The sequence below is a fragment of the Aliivibrio salmonicida LFI1238 genome (assembly GCF_000196495.1).
Classification (GTDB): domain Bacteria; phylum Pseudomonadota; class Gammaproteobacteria; order Enterobacterales; family Vibrionaceae; genus Aliivibrio; species Aliivibrio salmonicida.
Genome location: NC_011312.1, coordinates 2,005,810 through 2,023,463 on the forward strand (window position 1 = coordinate 2,005,810; position 17,654 = coordinate 2,023,463).

General features: G+C 39.3%; 17 protein-coding genes, 1 tRNA gene and 1 riboswitch. Of the genes, 9 read left to right on the top strand and 9 right to left on the bottom strand.

Features of this window, described 5'->3' with window-relative positions; all coding sequences use genetic code 11:
• Positions 1–2: 2 nt before the first annotated feature.
• From rsxB to VSAL_RS09840, 3 genes are all read right to left on the bottom strand, one after another.
• The gene (rsxB, locus tag VSAL_RS09830) at positions 3–587 is read right to left on the bottom strand and encodes an electron transport complex subunit RsxB (protein ID WP_012550446.1); all 585 of its coding nucleotides are present in this window, start codon (positions 585–587) and stop codon (positions 3–5) included.
• A 2-nt stretch (positions 588–589) separates the two neighbouring features.
• Entirely contained in the window at positions 590–1,171 is a 582-nt protein-coding gene (gene rsxA / locus VSAL_RS09835) for an electron transport complex subunit RsxA (RefSeq protein WP_012550447.1), read from the bottom strand.
• 131 nt (positions 1,172–1,302) lie between these two features.
• Positions 1,303–1,378: transfer RNA gene (locus VSAL_RS09840), tRNA-Asn, on the bottom strand.
• A gap of 473 nt (positions 1,379–1,851) precedes the next feature.
• On the opposite strand from VSAL_RS09840, the gene uvrB reads away from it, so the two are divergent.
• The 3 genes from uvrB (at position 1,852) to VSAL_RS09855 (ending at position 5,967) form a co-directional block, all read left to right on the top strand.
• Positions 1,852–3,882: an excinuclease ABC subunit UvrB gene (gene uvrB / locus VSAL_RS09845; protein ID WP_012550448.1), complete on the top strand. Its 2,031-nt coding sequence runs from the start codon at positions 1,852–1,854 to the stop codon at positions 3,880–3,882.
• Between the two features lie 295 nt (positions 3,883–4,177).
• Positions 4,178–5,623: a quorum-sensing sigma-54 dependent transcriptional regulator LuxO gene (luxO, locus tag VSAL_RS09850; protein ID WP_173362130.1), complete on the top strand. Its 1,446-nt coding sequence runs from the start codon at positions 4,178–4,180 to the stop codon at positions 5,621–5,623.
• An 11-nt stretch (positions 5,624–5,634) separates the two neighbouring features.
• A complete protein-coding gene (locus tag VSAL_RS09855; protein ID WP_012550450.1) occupies positions 5,635–5,967 on the top strand; it encodes an Hpt domain-containing protein in 333 nt (110 codons plus the stop codon).
• Between the two features lie 49 nt (positions 5,968–6,016).
• Here the strand turns inward: VSAL_RS09855 and yvcK are convergent, their stop codons facing one another.
• Complete coding sequence (gene yvcK, locus VSAL_RS09860; protein WP_012550451.1) at positions 6,017–6,895, bottom strand: uridine diphosphate-N-acetylglucosamine-binding protein YvcK; 879 nt, start codon at positions 6,893–6,895, stop codon at positions 6,017–6,019.
• Positions 6,896–7,128: 233 nt separating this feature from the next.
• A riboswitch (molybdenum cofactor riboswitch) is annotated at positions 7,129–7,275 on the top strand.
• On the opposite strand from yvcK, the gene moaA reads away from it, so the two are divergent.
• The 4 genes from moaA to moaE all read left to right on the top strand — a co-directional run bounded on the left by moaA (position 7,264) and on the right by moaE (position 9,435).
• The gene (gene moaA, locus VSAL_RS09865) at positions 7,264–8,253 is read left to right on the top strand and encodes a GTP 3',8-cyclase MoaA (RefSeq protein WP_012550452.1); all 990 of its coding nucleotides are present in this window, start codon (positions 7,264–7,266) and stop codon (positions 8,251–8,253) included. (Overlaps the previous riboswitch by 12 nt.)
• Before the next feature lie 12 nt (positions 8,254–8,265).
• On the top strand, positions 8,266–8,745 hold the full coding sequence (gene moaC, locus VSAL_RS09870) for a cyclic pyranopterin monophosphate synthase MoaC (protein ID WP_012550453.1): 480 nt from the start codon (positions 8,266–8,268) through the stop codon (positions 8,743–8,745).
• On the top strand, positions 8,742–8,987 hold the full coding sequence (gene moaD / locus VSAL_RS09875) for a molybdopterin synthase sulfur carrier subunit (RefSeq protein WP_012550454.1): 246 nt from the start codon (positions 8,742–8,744) through the stop codon (positions 8,985–8,987). The genes moaC and moaD overlap by 4 nt, the downstream gene beginning before the upstream one ends.
• A gap of 1 nt (position 8,988) precedes the next feature.
• Complete coding sequence (gene moaE, locus VSAL_RS09880; RefSeq protein ID WP_012550455.1) at positions 8,989–9,435, top strand: molybdopterin synthase catalytic subunit MoaE; 447 nt, start codon at positions 8,989–8,991, stop codon at positions 9,433–9,435.
• A gap of 88 nt (positions 9,436–9,523) precedes the next feature.
• Here the strand turns inward: moaE and VSAL_RS09885 are convergent, their stop codons facing one another.
• From VSAL_RS09885 to cmoA, 5 genes are all read right to left on the bottom strand, one after another.
• Entirely contained in the window at positions 9,524–10,489 is a 966-nt protein-coding gene (locus tag VSAL_RS09885) for an alpha-L-glutamate ligase-like protein (protein ID WP_012550456.1), read from the bottom strand.
• 3 nt (positions 10,490–10,492) lie between these two features.
• Positions 10,493–12,001 (bottom strand): inactive transglutaminase family protein, encoded by a 1,509-nt coding sequence (locus VSAL_RS09890; RefSeq protein WP_012550457.1) that lies wholly within the window; start codon positions 11,999–12,001, stop codon positions 10,493–10,495.
• Positions 12,002–12,103: 102 nt separating this feature from the next.
• A complete protein-coding gene (locus tag VSAL_RS09895) occupies positions 12,104–12,874 on the bottom strand; it encodes a putative ATP-dependent zinc protease (RefSeq protein WP_012550458.1) in 771 nt (256 codons plus the stop codon).
• A 79-nt stretch (positions 12,875–12,953) separates the two neighbouring features.
• Positions 12,954–13,928, bottom strand: coding sequence for a tRNA 5-methoxyuridine(34)/uridine 5-oxyacetic acid(34) synthase CmoB (cmoB, locus tag VSAL_RS09900; protein WP_012550459.1), 975 nt, complete (start codon positions 13,926–13,928; stop codon positions 12,954–12,956).
• A 49-nt stretch (positions 13,929–13,977) separates the two neighbouring features.
• Positions 13,978–14,706 carry a carboxy-S-adenosyl-L-methionine synthase CmoA gene (cmoA, locus tag VSAL_RS09905; protein ID WP_012550460.1) on the bottom strand — a complete coding sequence of 243 codons (729 nt, stop codon included), beginning with the start codon at positions 14,704–14,706 and terminating at the stop codon, positions 13,978–13,980.
• Between the two features lie 511 nt (positions 14,707–15,217).
• On the opposite strand from cmoA, the gene aspS reads away from it, so the two are divergent.
• Both aspS and ruvC read left to right on the top strand, forming a co-directional pair.
• Positions 15,218–16,993 carry an aspartate--tRNA ligase gene (aspS, locus tag VSAL_RS09910; protein WP_012550461.1) on the top strand — a complete coding sequence of 592 codons (1,776 nt, stop codon included), beginning with the start codon at positions 15,218–15,220 and terminating at the stop codon, positions 16,991–16,993.
• A gap of 98 nt (positions 16,994–17,091) precedes the next feature.
• Entirely contained in the window at positions 17,092–17,613 is a 522-nt protein-coding gene (ruvC, locus tag VSAL_RS09915; RefSeq protein WP_012550462.1) for a crossover junction endodeoxyribonuclease RuvC, read from the top strand.
• Positions 17,614–17,654 lie beyond the last annotated feature (41 nt).

Here is a 17,654-nt window from a genome sequence, read left to right on the forward strand (position 1 = left end):
GGTTACAGCTCCGATGCTTTAGTTGGTTTATCTGCAGGAAGATTCACAACAGGGATTGTATTTAAATCCCATTTCCAATTATCAGGCGTTGTATTTACAGGGATCATTTCAATGCAATCTGTTGGGCATGGCGCAACACATAAATCACAGCCAGTACATTCTGCTTCAATAACAGTATGTAGTGCTTTTGTGCCGCCAACAATCGCGTCCACAGGGCAGGCTTGAATGCATTTAGTACATCCAATACACATGTCCTCATGAATAAAGGCGATTTTTTTAATACTTTTTTCTTCATCATGAGCAGAGCTTGGGATATCCACGCCCATTAGATCGGCTAACTTTTCAATCGTAGCTTGACCACCTGGAGGACATTTATTAATGGTGTCACCGTTTGCAATGGCTTCTGCATAAGGCTTGCAACCTGGATAACCACATTGACCACATTGAGTTTGTGGCAATATAGAGTCAATTTGATCGACGATTGGATCGGATTCAACTTTGAATTTTATTGATGCAAAACCGAGAATTAACCCGAAAACGAGGGCTAGGGCAGAGATTGCAATAACGGCAATTAAAATAGAACTCATGTTTATAATTTCACTAGACCAGTAAAGCCCATAAAGGCTAAAGACATTAATCCTGCAGTAATCATAGCAATCGATGCGCCTTTAAATGGCAGAGGTACATCTGCAGCGGCGATGCGTTCACGCATGGCAGAGAAAAGGATTAAAACAAGAGAGAAACCTACGGCAGCACCAAAACCATAAATGATAGATTCAATAAAGTTATGATTTTCGGTGACATTTAATAGGGCGACACCAAGTACAGCACAGTTTGTTGTTATTAGTGGCAAAAATATACCAAGTACACGGTAAAGCGTCGGACTGGTTTTGTGAACAACCATTTCTGTAAATTGAACAACAACGGCGATCACTAGAATGAAACTCATCGTGCGTAAGTATTCGATCCCTAGAGGCGCTAAAATATAGGTTTCAATAAGATAAGAACATACTGACGCTAAAGTCAGAACGAAGGTCGTTGCAAGGCCCATTCCAATGGCACTTTCTAGTTTCTTAGACACACCCATAAATGGACAAAGTCCTAAAAACTTTACCAATACAAAGTTGTTAACTAAAACAGTCCCAATAAGAAGTAAGAGATACTCAGTCATGCAGATGATTTTTATAATAATAGATGGTCTGGTTATTATCGGACTTTACGGCAGTGATAACAACCTTAGAAAGAATAGGTTTTTAAATTTTAGGCAAAAAAAACCTTGTCGCTGGACAAGGCTTTAAAATTTGGCTCCCTTTGCTGGACTTGAACCAGCGACATACGGATTAACAGTCCGGCGTTCTACCAACTGAACTAAAAGGGAAAAGTTTTTCGGACGTGATAGTAACGATTCAAAAAAAGACTGTCAACCGCTAAAGGACAAAAAATAATCGACCGATTATTTAGCCAACAATTAACTATTTTTGTTCAAAAAATTATTGACATTAGCTGCAGCCTATAGAAAACAAGGCTTGTGGGTAGTTATCCACTAAAACTGTGGATAAGTATGTTAATGAAACGGTGTTAAGTCGTATTTGGCTAGCTGTATCAGTGCATGCAATCGGTATTAAAATAAAAATATGGGTTTATGATTTTAATAAATCAATGGCTTAGCGTTGTTTTGATGATGAACTAATCAATAAGTAATAAATTAATAAAGAAAAAAAACAACATTGGTTATAATTTGTTCTTGTCTGGGGAAAACTTTTATCTTAATAAAGCGTTTCTATAAAAAAAGAGTAAGATTTGATAGTGTGTCTTTCTATAAAAGAGCAGTGAAAATGTGGAGCAGTATAAATGACTAGTGCGTATGAATTAGTTTCAGACTATCAACCAGCAGGGGATCAACCTCAGGCAATTAAAACGTTAAATGAAGGGCTAGAAAATGGTCTTGCTCATCAAACGTTGTTAGGGGTTACTGGATCAGGTAAAACATTCACACTGGCGAATGTGATTGCTAAATCAGGTCGTCCTACCGTGATAATGGCACATAATAAGACATTAGCTGCTCAACTTTATGGTGAAATGAAAGCTTTTTTCCCTAATAACGCTGTGGAATATTTTGTTTCTTATTTTGATTATTATCAACCAGAGGCTTATGTCCCAACCACGGATACCTTTATAGAAAAAGACTCATCGGTTAATGAGCATATCGAGCAAATGCGTCTCTCTGCGACAAAAGCATTATTAGAACGTAAAGATGCGATTATTATCGCTTCTGTTTCTGCGATTTATGGTCTTGGCGATCCTCAAGCGTATTTAAGTATGATGCTGCATTTGAGTCGAGGGGATATCATTAACCAACGTGATATTTTACGTCGATTAGCTGAATTACAATATAAACGTAATGACATGGCTTTTGAGCGAGGTACATTCCGTGTTCGTGGTGAGGTTTTGGATGTTTTTCCTGCAGAATCAGAGCATGAAGCGATTCGAATTGAGCTTTTTGATGATGAAGTTGAACGTATTAGTAAGTTTGACCCATTAACGGGTTCAATTATTACTAAAGACATGCCTCGTTGTACTATATATCCGAAAACACACTACGTAACACCCAGAGAAAAAGTACTTGATGCCATTGAACAGATAAAAGTCGATTTGGCTGAGCGAAAAAAAGAATTATTAGCTAATAATAAGCTAGTTGAAGAACAAAGAATCTCACAACGAACTCAATTTGATATTGAAATGATGAATGAGCTTGGTTTTTGTTCTGGTATTGAAAACTATTCTCGTTATTTGAGTGGTCGTCCTCAAGGTGAAGCGCCGCCCACTTTATTTGATTATTTACCTAAAGATGGCTTACTGATTATTGATGAATCCCACATTACCGTGTCTCAAATAGGGGCAATGTACAAAGGTGATCGTTCACGTAAAGAGAATTTGGTTGAATACGGTTTTCGGTTACCTTCAGCATTAGATAACCGTCCTATGCGCTTTGATGAATTTGAAGCCCGTGCTCCACAAACGATTTACGTTTCTGCTACGCCTGGAAAGTATGAAATCGAAAAGTCGGGCTCTGATATTGCTGAGCAATTAGTAAGGCCTACTGGTTTACTTGATCCTATTATTGAAGTACGCCCCGTTGGAACTCAAGTGGATGATTTATTATCTGAGATCAGAATTCGTACGAAAGTGGGTGAGAGAGTGTTGGTGACGACGCTTACCAAGCGTATGTCTGAAGATTTGACTGAATATCTTGCAGAGCATGGAGTGAAAGTTCGTTATTTACATTCTGATATTGATACGGTTGAGCGTGTTGAGATCATCCGTGATTTGCGGTTAGGCAAGTTTGATGTGTTAGTCGGCATTAACTTATTGCGTGAAGGCTTAGATATGCCTGAAGTGTCTTTAGTCGCGATTTTAGATGCAGATAAAGAAGGCTTCTTACGATCCGAACGATCATTAATTCAAGCGATAGGACGTGCTGCTCGTAATTTAGAAGGTAAAGCGATTTTATACGCAGATCGGATCACGGGCTCAATGGAAAAAGCCATTGGAGAAACAGAAAGAAGACGTGAAAAACAGATATTACATAATGAAGCATTAGGTATTGTGCCAACCGCATTGAAAAAAAATGTGGCTGATATTCTTGAATTGGGGGATATGACTAAGAATAAACGGAAAATAGTCGCACCTAAAATGAAGCTATCAGAAGTGGCAGAAGAAGGAGCGAGTTATCAATCGATGACGCCGCAGCAATTAGAAAAAGAAGTTCAACGATTAGAAGCAAAAATGTATCAACATGCGAGAGATCTAGAGTTTGAACAGGCTGCTAAAGTAAGGGATGAGGTAGAGAAATTAAGGAATCAATTTATAACGAATAGTTAATGACTATTTTGTAAATTATTGATTTTAAGAAAAAAGAAGCCAACCGTAATATACCGGTTGGCTTTATTGTTCATGTGAAAGTAAATTTCACTAACAACGTCAGTTGGCTAGGTGACCCTTTGGCTTAAAGGGTCACTATACATATAGCAGAGAGCGTGCCAACTTTGCATAGCCTGAAAAACGACTAATTTAGTACAAAAAAGACGCGATATCACAAATGTTTTGCATAATGCGAAAATATCTTTGCGTTATGCAATTGCATTATGCGAAAATGCAAAGGTTGATATGCTTTTTAATGGTTTGGATTCTGATGCAAAAAAAATATTTACTCATGGTTGAAGACACCGCTTCTGTTGCTGCGCTTTATCGTTCTTACCTTAATCCTTTAGGTTTAGATATCGATGTTGTAGCAAAAGGTGTTGATGCGATTGAAAAAGTGACGTTAAAGGCACCGGATTTAATTTTATTGGATTTGCGCTTGCCGGATATGACTGGACTTGAGGTTTTAACGGAAATTCGAAAAATTCATCATGATACACCTGTTGTGTTAATGACTGCCCATGGTTCTATTGATGTTGCCGTTGAAGCGATGCGTTTAGGTGCTCAGGATTTTCTTATTAAACCATGTGAAGCTGATAGACTTAGAGTCACTGTAAATAGTGCATTAAGAAGAGCGCAAAAGAACTTAGATAATACGGATCTTGATCCCAATAAAAGCAACAATCAATACCAAGGTTTTATTGGTAGTAGCTCTCAAATGCATCAAGTATATCGAACTATTGATTCTGCGGCGCCAAGTAAAGCCACGGTCTTTATTACTGGGGAATCAGGAACAGGTAAAGAAGTGTGTGCCGAAGCAGTTCACGCAGCAAGTAAGCGGGGAGACGGTCCATTTATCGCGATTAACTGTGCCGCGATACCGAAAGACTTGATTGAAAGTGAGTTGTTTGGTCATGTTAAAGGCGCATTTACAGGAGCGTCAGTTGATAGGAAAGGGGCGGCAGAACAAGCTGACGGAGGAACCCTGTTCTTAGATGAATTGTGCGAAATGGATTTAGATCTGCAAACCAAATTATTACGTTTTATCCAAACAGGGACCTTTAAAAAAGTAGGTTCTTCTAAAATGAGTCGAGTTGATGTTCGATTTGTTTGTGCAACCAACCGCAATCCTTGGCTAGAAGTTCAAGCAGGTCGATTCCGTGAAGATTTATATTATCGATTGCATGTTATCCCATTAACGCTGCCTCCGTTACGGGAAAGAGGCAATGATATTATTGAAATTGGTCACTCAATATTAGGTCACTTTTCTCATGAAGAAGGGAGAGAATTTATTACATTTAGCCCAGATGTGGTTTCTCGATTTCTTGAATATGATTGGCCGGGAAACGTTCGGCAATTACAAAACGTCATTAGAAATGTCGTGGTATTGAATCGGGGTAAAGAAGTCTTGCTTTCTATGCTTCCGCCACCGTTAGCGCCAGAAGATAATAATGGTTCGAATATTGCATCTTTACAAGCAGTTAATCGATTAAGCCGTCATTTTGAACAACTTCCAGTTGATATTGAATTCGTACCTGAAGGCAATATGAAAAAAGAAATTAGACCATTATGGTTGTCTGAAAAGCAGATTATAGAAGATGCAATTACTCTATGTGATGGGAACATTCCACGAGCCGCTAAACAATTAGAGGTGAGCCCTTCCACAATATATAGAAAATTACAGTCATGGAATGATAAATAGAGGGTGATACCGTGAATCAATATGTAAATCAACTAGCCGTCAATCAGTTAGTGCAGGAAGTTGGTGATGAGAATGTGCCCTTTTTATTTGGTATTTTCTGTGATGAATTACATGACTTTATTGATACATTAAGTTCTCAACCTGAAATTGATAAAGTAAGAGAAATTAGCCATTGCTTAAAGAGTAGTGCCGGTAGTTTTGGTGCGGATAAGTTAGCGGGAATGGCGATTGATGTCGAAGAAAAAGCAAAATCACATCAAAAAGAATGGGTTCAGAATAATATGTCTGAGTTTGTTGATATTGCTCGTCAAACAGAGCGTGCTTATCGAGAATTTCTGATTTAGGAAATTGGCTTTTATTATAAAATAAAAGCCAATTCTAAAGCTGCCTTGGTTAGTTTAATAGCCCAACGATAGCTTGTTTTAATTTGTCTCTATCGTGTCGCCAATCATGATTTGGTGACGCGAGATCTGTTTTTCTGCAATCGTATTCATTTTGTAACTCAGCTAATTCTCGATCTGTTAGAACGATATCTACTTTTCTTCCCGAACACGCGCGTTCACACCAAGCTAACATCGTTGAATGGTTCATTTTACCTGCAGGGCCAAACTCTTTAGATAAATTATCAATGAAGACGACTTTTGCATGCTTGTTTCCTGCAATGGCTTTACCAATTCCGGGTAATAGTAACGGTGGCATTATGCTCGTTAAAAAACTGCCTGGTCCAAGTAAAATCAAATCCGCTTCTTTTACTGCATCAATTGCTTCTAAGGTTGCTGGTACTTCAGGATCAAGAAAAAGACGAAGTGGAACTTCTTCCATGTCATCAACATTGGTTTCCCCTGATATTTTACGTAGATCAGTGGTTAACGCGCCTAAATCTGATGGATGCTCAGACATTGGAATGATGTTTGTCTCTACTTTTAGCATATCTCGAATTAAATTAATGGCATCCAATGGACGAACACTTAGGTTGTCTAACGCGGTAAGCATTAGATTTCCAAGATTATGACCGTGTAATTCACCTAGGCCTTTAAATCGGTATTCAAACATCATAGAGCTAATCGAAGGGTCCATAATGAGCTGGTTGATACAATTTCGAGTATCTCCCCACGCAATTCCTCCTTGGCACTCTCTAATGCGCCCTGTAGAGCCTCCATTATCTGTTGTTGCTACTATGCCTGTAGCATTGCTTCCAAAATCACTAAGCGCAGCAAGAACTCGCCCTAAGCCGTGACCACCACCAATGACAACAATTTTATGTTCAGTCATGTTTATATTCTTTAAAAAACGTAAATTGAGTGTGGTGGATAATAATAAATTGGACAAGTACTAATAAAGTAAATGTTGAATTAATCACAGTTTTAAGTAATTTGTTATTAACAAAGTTAACAGTAATCAAATAAAATAGAGAAATTTTGGGTTAATTTCAAAAGAAATTGGAAAACCACAGAAATATTGAGTATTTTAATAAGAGCACCAACTGAATTAATACTGGTTTAGTGTGGTTGCCATAACTCCGAGCTCAAGCTACTAAGTTGTTCTAAGAAATATTCAATATGTAGTGTGAGCCAGTGACAATTCGGTCACAAGGGTTTGTTTGGAAATGAACAAGCCTCCCGTGTTTGGAAAGGTGTTCCGTGGCGAAACAATTTGAAGATAACTACAACCGTAAGTTTTATTATTTACGGTTGTCGATTACAGACGTCTGTAATTTTAAATGTACTTATTGCTTACCTGATGGTTATCGACCTGAAAATGGTAAGCGAGAGTCCTTCCTAGAGCTTGATGAAATCGAACGTACTGTGAGTGCGTTTGCCCGCTGTGGTACGTCAAAAGTGCGTATTACAGGGGGAGAGCCAAGCCTTCGTAAAGATTTCACTGACATTATCCGTACTGTGGCTTCTCAGCCGGGGATAACTAAAGTTGCTACGACAACAAATGGTTATCGGATGGAAAAACATGTCGCTGAATGGCGTGAAGCAGGTTTAACGAATATCAATGTCAGTGTTGATAGCTTAAATCCAAATATGTTTTATCAGATCACAGGTGAAAATAAATTCGCCGAAGTTATGGCTGGTATTGATAAAGCAATTGAAGTGGGTTTTAAGCAAGTCAAAGTGAATACGGTATTACTGAAAGATCTCAACAGCACCGAATTACCTCTCTTTTTAAAGTGGATCCAAACTCGTCCTATTCAATTGCGTTTTATTGAGTTGATGCAAACGGGTGAAATGGACGATCTTTTCAAAAATCATCATCAATCTGGTGTCTCGATCCGTAATCACTTAATTGCGAATAACTGGATATTAAAAGCTCGTGGCGAAAGTGATGGCCCAGCTCAAGTTTTTATTCATCCAGATTATATGGGTGAAATAGGGTTAATAATGCCTTACGAAAAAGATTTCTGTCAGAGTTGTAATCGATTACGAGTATCAGCAAAAGGTAAGTTACATATGTGCCTATTTGGTGATTACGGTGTTGAATTACGTGATTTATTGCAAGCTGATACTCAGCAAGACGAGTTAATTCAGCGCATTCAAACGCAATTAGATAATAAAGCAGAAGGCCACTTTTTACATGATGGCCACGCTGGAATGACCCCTCATTTAGCCTCTATTGGCGGATAATAAAGAAGAATTATGTCAAATTTTACTCATATTAATGCCTCTGGTGAGGCGAACATGGTTGATGTATCAGCAAAACAAGAAACCGTTCGTGAAGCGCGTGCAGAAGCATTCGTACATATGGCACCAGAAACTCTAAAGTTGATTGTTTCTGGTTCTCATCATAAAGGTGATGTTTTTGCTACAGCACGTATTGCAGGCATTCAAGCCGCGAAAAAAACATGGGATCTTATTCCATTATGCCATCCGTTGTTGCTGACTAAAGTAGAAGTTCAACTTGAAGCAATTGAAGCCGAAAACATGGTTCGTATTGAATCAGTCTGTAAGTTAACTGGAAAAACTGGCGTTGAAATGGAAGCCTTAACAGCTGCTTCTGTTGCGGCTTTAACCATTTATGATATGTGTAAAGCCGTTCAAAAAGACATGGTTATTAGTCAAGTTCGTTTATTAGAAAAAACGGGCGGTAAATCTGGACACTTTAAGGCTGACGCATGATCACAGTATTATTTTTTGCCCAAACTAAAGAGTTAGTAGGAACTGGTAAACTGGAACTTACAGGTGAGTACGCGACAGCGGAAGCCATTCGAGAAGAGCTAAGTAAAAAAGAAGGTAAGTGGGATTTAGCCCTAGAAAAAGGCAAATTGCTTGTCGCAATAAATCAAACTATTTCAAGCTTAGATTCCGCGGTTGTTGATGGTGATGAAGTCGCCTTTTTCCCACCAGTAACAGGTGGTTAAGATGATTTCTGTTCAAGAACATGACTTCAATGTTGGTGATGAATATAATCTCTTAGCAGAAGGCACGGCCTCTGGTGCTGTGGTTACTTTTATCGGTAAGGTTCGAGATATGAACCTTGGTGATGATGTGACGGGGCTTTCTTTAGAGCATTACCCCGGTATGACAGAAAAATCATTGAATGATATTGTTGCACAGTCGAAAGAGCGCTGGCGGCTCTTAAAAGTGAAAGTGATTCATCGTGTTGGTGATCTGGAACTGGGCGATCAAATTGTGTTTGTTGGCGTATCGAGTGCACACCGTGGTGCTGCGTTTGAATCTTGCGAATTCATTATGGATTACTTAAAAACAAATGCACCTTTTTGGAAGAAAGAAAGAACAACCAAAGAAGTACGTTGGGTTGAATCTAGAGACACAGATAAATCTGCAGCGCAGCGTTGGGAAAAATAGACCGAATTAGCTGATGTTTATATAAATAAAAAGGGAAGAGAGCATAAGCTTTCTTCCCTTTTTTAGTTTTATGTATTCTACAGGTCAGCTATTTATTATAAATACCAAACTGTTCCATTGCATAAGCAACACGAGCTTCTGGAGTTGGGTAGGGAATGGTTTCTTCCAAGCTTTCAATATGCTTTAAACGAGGGAGTAACCCTGTTCCGTTTGCAATTTGAATCGCTAAGCCTGGACGAGCATTAAGTTCTAGAACCATTGGTCCGTATTTTTTATCGAGTACCATATCAGTACCCAGATAACCTAATCCGGTCATTTCCCACGCACTAGATGCAAGGGTTAATAGTTTATGCCAATGAGGGACTTCTAGCGTACTTAATAATTTACCCGTATCAGGATGGTTCTCTACAGGTAAATCAAATTGTACGGCGCGTACGGCTTTTCCTGTCCCTATATCGATACCCACACCAACAGCACCTTGGTGCAAGTTGGCTTTTCCATCGGAGTTTGTTGTTGATAAACGCATCATCGCCATTACAGGGTAGCCTTTAAATACGATAATACGTACATCTGGCACTCCTTCATAACTGAAACCGTCAAACACATCATCAAACTCGATTAAGTTCTCGATCATCGCAACATCGTTTTTTCCACTAAGAGAAAAAAGACCTGCAAGTGTATTGGTAATATGTCGCTCTACATCTTGCTTGTTTGCCTCTGCTCCAGATGGTTTGTAATACACGCCATCTTTATGAGAAGTAACAACTAAAATGCCCTTACCGCCACTGCCTTGGGCTGGTTTGATAACAAAACCAGGCCAATCTTTAACGATATCGTGAATGTTCTTCACTTCAGCTTGGCTATCGATTACACCAATAAGTTTAGGAACCGTAGCGCCTGCTTTTACCGCAATCACTTTTGTTTTTAACTTATCATCAACTAATGGGTATTTGCTTCGACCATTGTAACGGCCGATATAACTGCCATTACGTTGATTCATGCCCATGATCCCTTTTGCTTTTAGTTTTGAAGGAGACGTGAATCTACTAAACATAGGTTAGTCCTCCGCTAAAGGCTTAAAGCGACGAAGCTCACTTAAACGGTAACCAGTATAATTACCAAGCATCAGTATAATGGCTAAAATAATTAGCTGAATACCAATAAAATTAAACGTTAAGTGCTGTACGAACGGGTTTGTCATTGCGATGTAGATAAGAACGGCTGTTAATAATGAACCGCCACCTTGAGTCGCAACTTCTTTCCAGCCTTCTTCTTCCCATAGAATCGACATACGTTCTACAGTCCAAGAAAGGATAATCATAGGGAAGAAGGTAATACTTAATCCTGCTGTTAAACCAATCTTAAAGGCAACAATCGTGAAGATTGAAATGATCATGATTACAGAGATGATCACCGCAGATATCCTAGATACCAGGAGTAGGTTTAATTTGGATAAATAGCTACGAATGATTAAGCCGGTACCAACAATCAGTAAGAAACCAACAATACCTGTGATTAATTGTGTTTGCACAAAAGCAACCGCGATCAACACTGGCATGAAAGTACCTGATGTTTTCAAACCGATAATGACTCGTAAGAATACAACCATCAGTGCACCAATTGGAATAAGCATGATGGTTTTAAACATCGATTGCTCTTCAAGGGGAAGACTGTGGATAGAGAAGTTTAGCAGGTTGTCTGCTTCTACTTTCTTCTCGGTTGCAGCAGTAGGAGAAATTTCTTGTGCAATCATAGAGAAGTTGATTTGGCTATTTTTACCACCAACAACGTCTAAGAGAGAGACATTTGATTCGTCCCAAAGCAGTAAGTTAGCCGGTTGACCTTGGTCTCCGGTTTCTGGGTTAAACAACTGCCAGTCTTTGCCACTCCATACTTCAATCATATGCTGAACAGATTGACGACGACGACCATCTTCTAACCAAAGAGTACCAATAACTTTATTATGGATATTTTCAAAACTTAAGAGTTTTGAAATAGCTTGAACTCTCGTTAAGTCATTAAGAAGCAAAGACGCATTTTGGTTATCTTTATCATTAAATTGCTTAATAAGTTCGCGAGTTAACGTAATATCGTCAGAAGAACGAGCTCTGGCTTGATCTAATAATGAGATTGCCGCAGATTCATGAGGGCCTTCAAAAGTGACGGCTTCAGGTTTCTCTGATTCTGGGGGCTGAATAACAGAGTCTGCTTGCGGGTCTACTAAGATTTGAGTTTTATAATAGAGCGTTTGTGGTCCGTCGGCCTGACGAATTGTCCATTCAGCTCGGCGTCCATGCTTTGTTGTTAGATAAGCGATACCATAGCCTGGAGAAGATGCACTCTCATCGACAATAGTAAAACCTGTTTGAGTTTGTGGTGCAGCCATAGAAACCTTGACTGGTTTATTTACTGCATCAAATTGAATTCGGGCTTCTACATCCCAAACTTGGCTTCTCTCACCTGGTGTCCAAGGCACTCCGTATGAATCGTGGCGTAGCCAGCTCAACGTAAGTCCTGCAATAATTAGTAGGGAGATAAGAAAATAAAAAGGCACTCTTGATGGCATAACATCCTCGTTGTAATGGCATAAGTGGAAAGATAATTATAATTTAAGCAATAACATAACGTTCAATTATATGTATTATGTTATTGCTTTCTTGGAAGGCGATTATTTTTTGCTTTGAACAAATTCTTTGCTGACATCAACAACGGCAATGTCTTGAATAAACTCACGTCCTAGTAAAATAGAATGGGTCATGTGAGAGCGATCTGCAAGGGTAAACTGTACTTTTTCATGGATTGCCCCAAGTTTAATCCATAATTCAACGACAGGTCGTCGTTCGGCCTCTTCGTTTGTTGATTGACGGATTTTAACATTGCGTATAACAGGGGCGGTAATCCACTCTAACTCATCAGTCTCCGCTTTTTTATTCTGTGCAACTAAATGAAAACGTACCCATTGTGTGCCATTGCGTTCAAATTCTTGAAGATCGACGGCATTCAATGATGAGGTGGTTGCGCCAGTGTCTATTCGAGCGGTAAATACTTGCTTAATATCTGCAATTTCTACATTTTCGATGGCACCTAAAATGATAGTGTCTTTTAATGATTGTGTTTGAAGAGAGACTGGCATCTGAACTAAACGAGCTTTCTTATTCGTTGCTTGTGTGATACTCATTTGAATCTTAGTTTGTTCTGTTCGAACCAGAGATAACTCTTCTGATACGTTCGAAAGTTCTTTCTCTAAGGTTGAAATGTAGTCGTTTTGGGTTTCTATTTTTGTTTCCATGCCACCTAAACGTGTGTTTAGATTAGATTCCATAGACTTAATAGCGGCAACCGTTTCTGTATTGTCAGAAACGACAGGTGCTGTCTGTGGAATTAATGCGCATCCTGAAAGGCTTAAAATAGCAACTAGAGGTAGAATTCGTTGGATCATTTTATGTTCCGTTGAGTTAAATTAACATGTGCATAGTAACGATAATAAATAGGGGCGGATAGCCCCACAATGTTAGCGTTTAGTCAGGTTTTCTAGCAATTAAAATTGCACGCTTAGGAGCTGGGTGGCCTTCAATTGTTTTTGATGAGTCCGTAGGGTCTAAATACTCAGGTAATGAATTGTGTTTCATCCATTCTGTAGAGCGTTGTTCACCTGTTGTTGTTACGCACTCGTCGACAATTTTTACGTCAATAAATCCGACGCTTTCTAACCATACTTTTAACGCTTTAGCTGATGGGAAGAAATAGACGTTACGCATTTGAGCATAACGATCAACTGGCATTAAGACTGCGTTTTCATCGCCATCAATAACGAGGGTTTCTAAAACGAGCTCACCGCCAGCGACGAGTTGATTTTTTAATAGAATAAGATGATCAAGAGGCGAACGACGGTGGTACAGCACGCCCATACTAAATACAGTATCAAACGCATTTAATTCAGGAAGCTGTTCGATCCCTAAAGGTAATAAATGCGCTCGTTGGTCATTGCCCATTAATTTACGAATGGCTTCAAACTGAACTAAGAATAGGTGAGAGGGATCGATACCAACACACAAACGAGCCCCTTCTCCTAACATGCGAAGCATATGATATCCGTTACCACAGCCGACATCTAAGATAGATCGATTTTTTAATGGCGATAAATGAGGTAGAACACGATCCCATTTCCAGTCAGAGCGCCACTCAGTGTCGATATGAATGTCATGAACAGTGAACGGGCCTTTACGCCATGGATGGAAGGTGCGTAATAAACTTTCTAGTTTTTTACGTTCGCCATCAATCAAAGGGCTATTATTTGATAGCGTAACTGACGTTTTTAAATCAATGTTTTCAGCACAGCCTTCAGGGATTTTTTTTAGCGCTTTAAGCCAGCGTTCTATATCCCCATGCTCAGCATTTTGCCAATCGGTTAATTGCTGGGGAAGGGTGTTTAGCCAAGGCTGAAGAATGGTATCTTGAGCAATAAGTTTATAAAAATTAGCAAAATTAAACATTGAAATATCTTTAGTTAATTAATAAGTGAAAATAAAGGATTTATATCGATTATTTGATCGCGAACATTGAGCCAAAATTAAAGCATTGGAACCAGACTTCAGAGCTTTTAAAGCCAATCTCTTGAAAACGTTGTTTGTGAACATCAATTGGATCTGGCAGCATGACATTTTCAATGGCGCTGCGCTTTTGGCTTATTTCTAATTCACTATAGCCATTAGCACGTTTGAAATCATGATGTAAATCGATCAATAACTCGTTAACGACACCATCTTCGAAGATGTATTTCTCAGATAAAATAAGAATGCCACCGGGACGTAATCCAGAATAGATTTTCTCCAATAGGGCTCTACGATCGGCTGGCACTAAAAATTGCAAAGTAAAATTTAATACGACGACCGATGCATCTTGAATATTGACATCACGGATATCCGCTTCAACAATGGTTACGGGTGTATCTGAACGATAAGCGTTAATCAGTAAACGACAACGTTCGACCATTGCTGAGGAATTATCGACTCCAATAATCTGACAGCCTTCTTGATTAATGTGACGACGCATAGATAACGTTGCCGCACCCAGTGAGCAACCTAAATCATAAACACTTGAATGAGGTTTAGCGTAACGTTCAGCAAGCATACCAATAGCAGAGATAATGTTGCTGTAGCCTGGAATTGAACGTTGAATCATATCTGGAAATACTTCTGCGACACGTTCGTCAAAGGTAAAGTCACCAATTTTATCGATTGGAGCTGAAAATATAGTATCTGGGTTAGCCATGGTTTTCTCACAAAGACGCGTTGTTATGTCCATACGTACTATCAACCAATACCAATCATGATTAAGTTGTTTTTGTTTACTTAATCATGATTACGTCATTACGTTTATTTTAATGGCAGTGGTGTTATTCATATCAGTCTAGGTAAATATCAATTCATTTACTTACCTAGAAAGATAGGTTTCATGGCTTTCCTGCTCATGAATGCGCTATTGTAATTAATTCTGAGCTTGATGTCTTTAGTGTCATTACACTTTGAAAGAGAATGAAATTAAAAAGAGAGAATAATTTAGGTGGAACTTTCTCATTAAGCCTGTTTTTTTCATTCAGGCCTATATCGTGACCTGATTTTTCTTTATAATGAGGGCATATTTTTGCGTTTTGCTTACTATTTCAGCGAGCCTGCTGTTTTATTCATCATTTAAACAAACGTAGAATCAGTTTATGAAAAATGCAGTGAGACTATTTCACTGCATTTATTATTGATATGTATATTTAAATTGGGAAATCATTATGCGCAGCCATTACTGTGGTAACTTGAACAAGTCCCTTGCAGGACAAACTGTAGAACTTTGCGGCTGGGTAAACCGTCGCCGTGATTTAGGCGGTCTTATCTTCATTGATATGCGAGATCGTGAAGGTGTCGTTCAGGTAGTTGTTGACCCAGATATGAAAGATATCTTTTCAACTGCTAACCAACTGCGCAATGAATTCTGTATTAAATTTACTGGCGAAGTACGTGTTCGTCCTGACAGCCAAGTAAATAAAGATATGTCTACGGGTGAAGTTGAACTTTACGCGACAGGTCTTGAGATCATCAACCGTTCTGAAGCACTTCCATTGGATTTCAATCAAACGAACTCAGAAGAGCAACGCCTGAAGTACCGTTATATTGATTTACGTCGTCCAGAAATGAGTGACCGTATCAAGTTACGTGCTCGTGCATCTAGCTTTGTTCGTCGTTTCTTAGATGAGAACCTATTCTTAGATATCGAAACACCAGTACTAACAAAAGCAACGCCAGAAGGCGCTCGTGATTACCTAGTACCAAGCCGTGTTCATAAAGGCAGCTTCTACGCACTTCCACAATCACCACAGTTGTTTAAGCAACTTCTGATGATGTCTGGTTTTGACCGTTACTACCAAATCGTTAAATGTTTCCGTGATGAAGATTTACGCGCTGACCGCCAACCTGAATTTACTCAAATAGATATCGAAACCTCTTTCCTTTCGTCTAACCAAGTTCGTGATATTACTGAACGTTTGGTTCATGACATGTGGAAAGAACTTCTTGATGTTGAGCTTGGTCAATTTCCAATAATGAAATTCTCTGAAGCGATTCGTCGTTTTGGTTCTGATAAGCCAGATCTACGTAACCCACTAGAATTAGTGGACATTGCAGATCTTCTTAAAGACGTAGAATTCCAAGTATTCGCTGGTCCTGCAAATGACGAAAAAGGCCGTGTAGCGGTTATTCGTGTTCCTGGTGGCGCATCGCTTTCTCGTAAGCAAATTGATGAATACGGCAAATTTGTTGGTATTTACGGCGCGAAAGGCCTTGCTTGGATGAAAGTAAACGATCGTGCTGCTGGTCTTGAAGGAGTTCAATCTCCTGTTGCTAAATTCCTAAACGCAGACGTTGTAAATGGTATTTTAGAACGCACAGAAGCTGAAAGTGGCGATATCATCCTATTTGGTGCAGATAAAGCAAACATTGTTTCTGAAGCCATGGGTGCATTACGTATCAAGCTTGGTGATGACTTAGAACTAACAGACAAAAAAGCATGGGCACCTCTTTGGGTTATTGATTTCCCAATGTTTGAAGAAGATGGCGAAGGTAACTTGCATGCAATGCACCACCCATTTACTTCTCCATTAGGCATGACAGCGGAAGAGCTTAAAGTAAACCCTGCTGCTGCAAACTCTGATGCTTACGATATGGTTATCAACGGCTATGAAGTTGGTGGTGGCTCTGTACGTATTCACAATGCTGAAATGCAAACTGCAGTATTCGGTATCCTAGGTATTGAAGCGAAAGAGCAACAAGAGAAATTTGGTTTCTTACTTGAAGCGCTTAAATACGGTACGCCGCCACACGCAGGTCTTGCTTTCGGTCTTGACCGTCTTGCAATGCTACTTTGCGGTACTGAAAACATTCGTGACGTTATTGCATTCCCTAAAACAACGGCTGCAGCATGTTTACTTACGAATGCTCCAAGCCCTGCGAATCCAGATTCTCTTGCAGAATTAGCGATTGCAGTAAAATTTGCTGAGAAAAAAGACGCTTAATTAATTAAAGTTTTCTTTTTATTAAAAAATGCCCGCCTTATGCGGGCATTTTTGTATATACTATAACTGTATAAATAATCAGTGGTTTAAATAATGCTATGTCTATAATTTTAGGAATTGATCCCGGCTCTCGTATTACCGGTTATGGCGTTATTCGTCAAAACGGCCGTCATTTGCAATATTTAGGGAGTGGTTGTATTCGGATGTCAGAAAAAGAACTTCCCGGTCGCTTAAAGCAGATCTATGCTGGCGTTTCTGAAATTATTACGCAGTTTCAACCAGATGTATTCGCGATCGAGCAAGTATTTATGTCAAAAAATGCGGATTCAGCACTTAAATTAGGACAAGCAAGAGGAAGTGCGATTGTTGCTGCCGTTAATGCAGACCTACCTGTATATGAATATGCTGCTCGTTTAATTAAACAAGCCGTAACGGGAACGGGTGCAGCCGATAAAGCTCAAGTTCAGCATATGGTTATGACGATGCTTAAATTACCAGCAAGACCACAAGCGGATGCCGCTGATGGTTTAGGGGTTGCAATTTGTCATGCGAATACGAATAAAACGTTAATCGCCTTAGCGGGGAAAGCGACAGGAGCAAGGCGAGGACGATATCGCTAGATAAAAGAGGGAATAAATTCTCATTTCTTTTACTGGATATC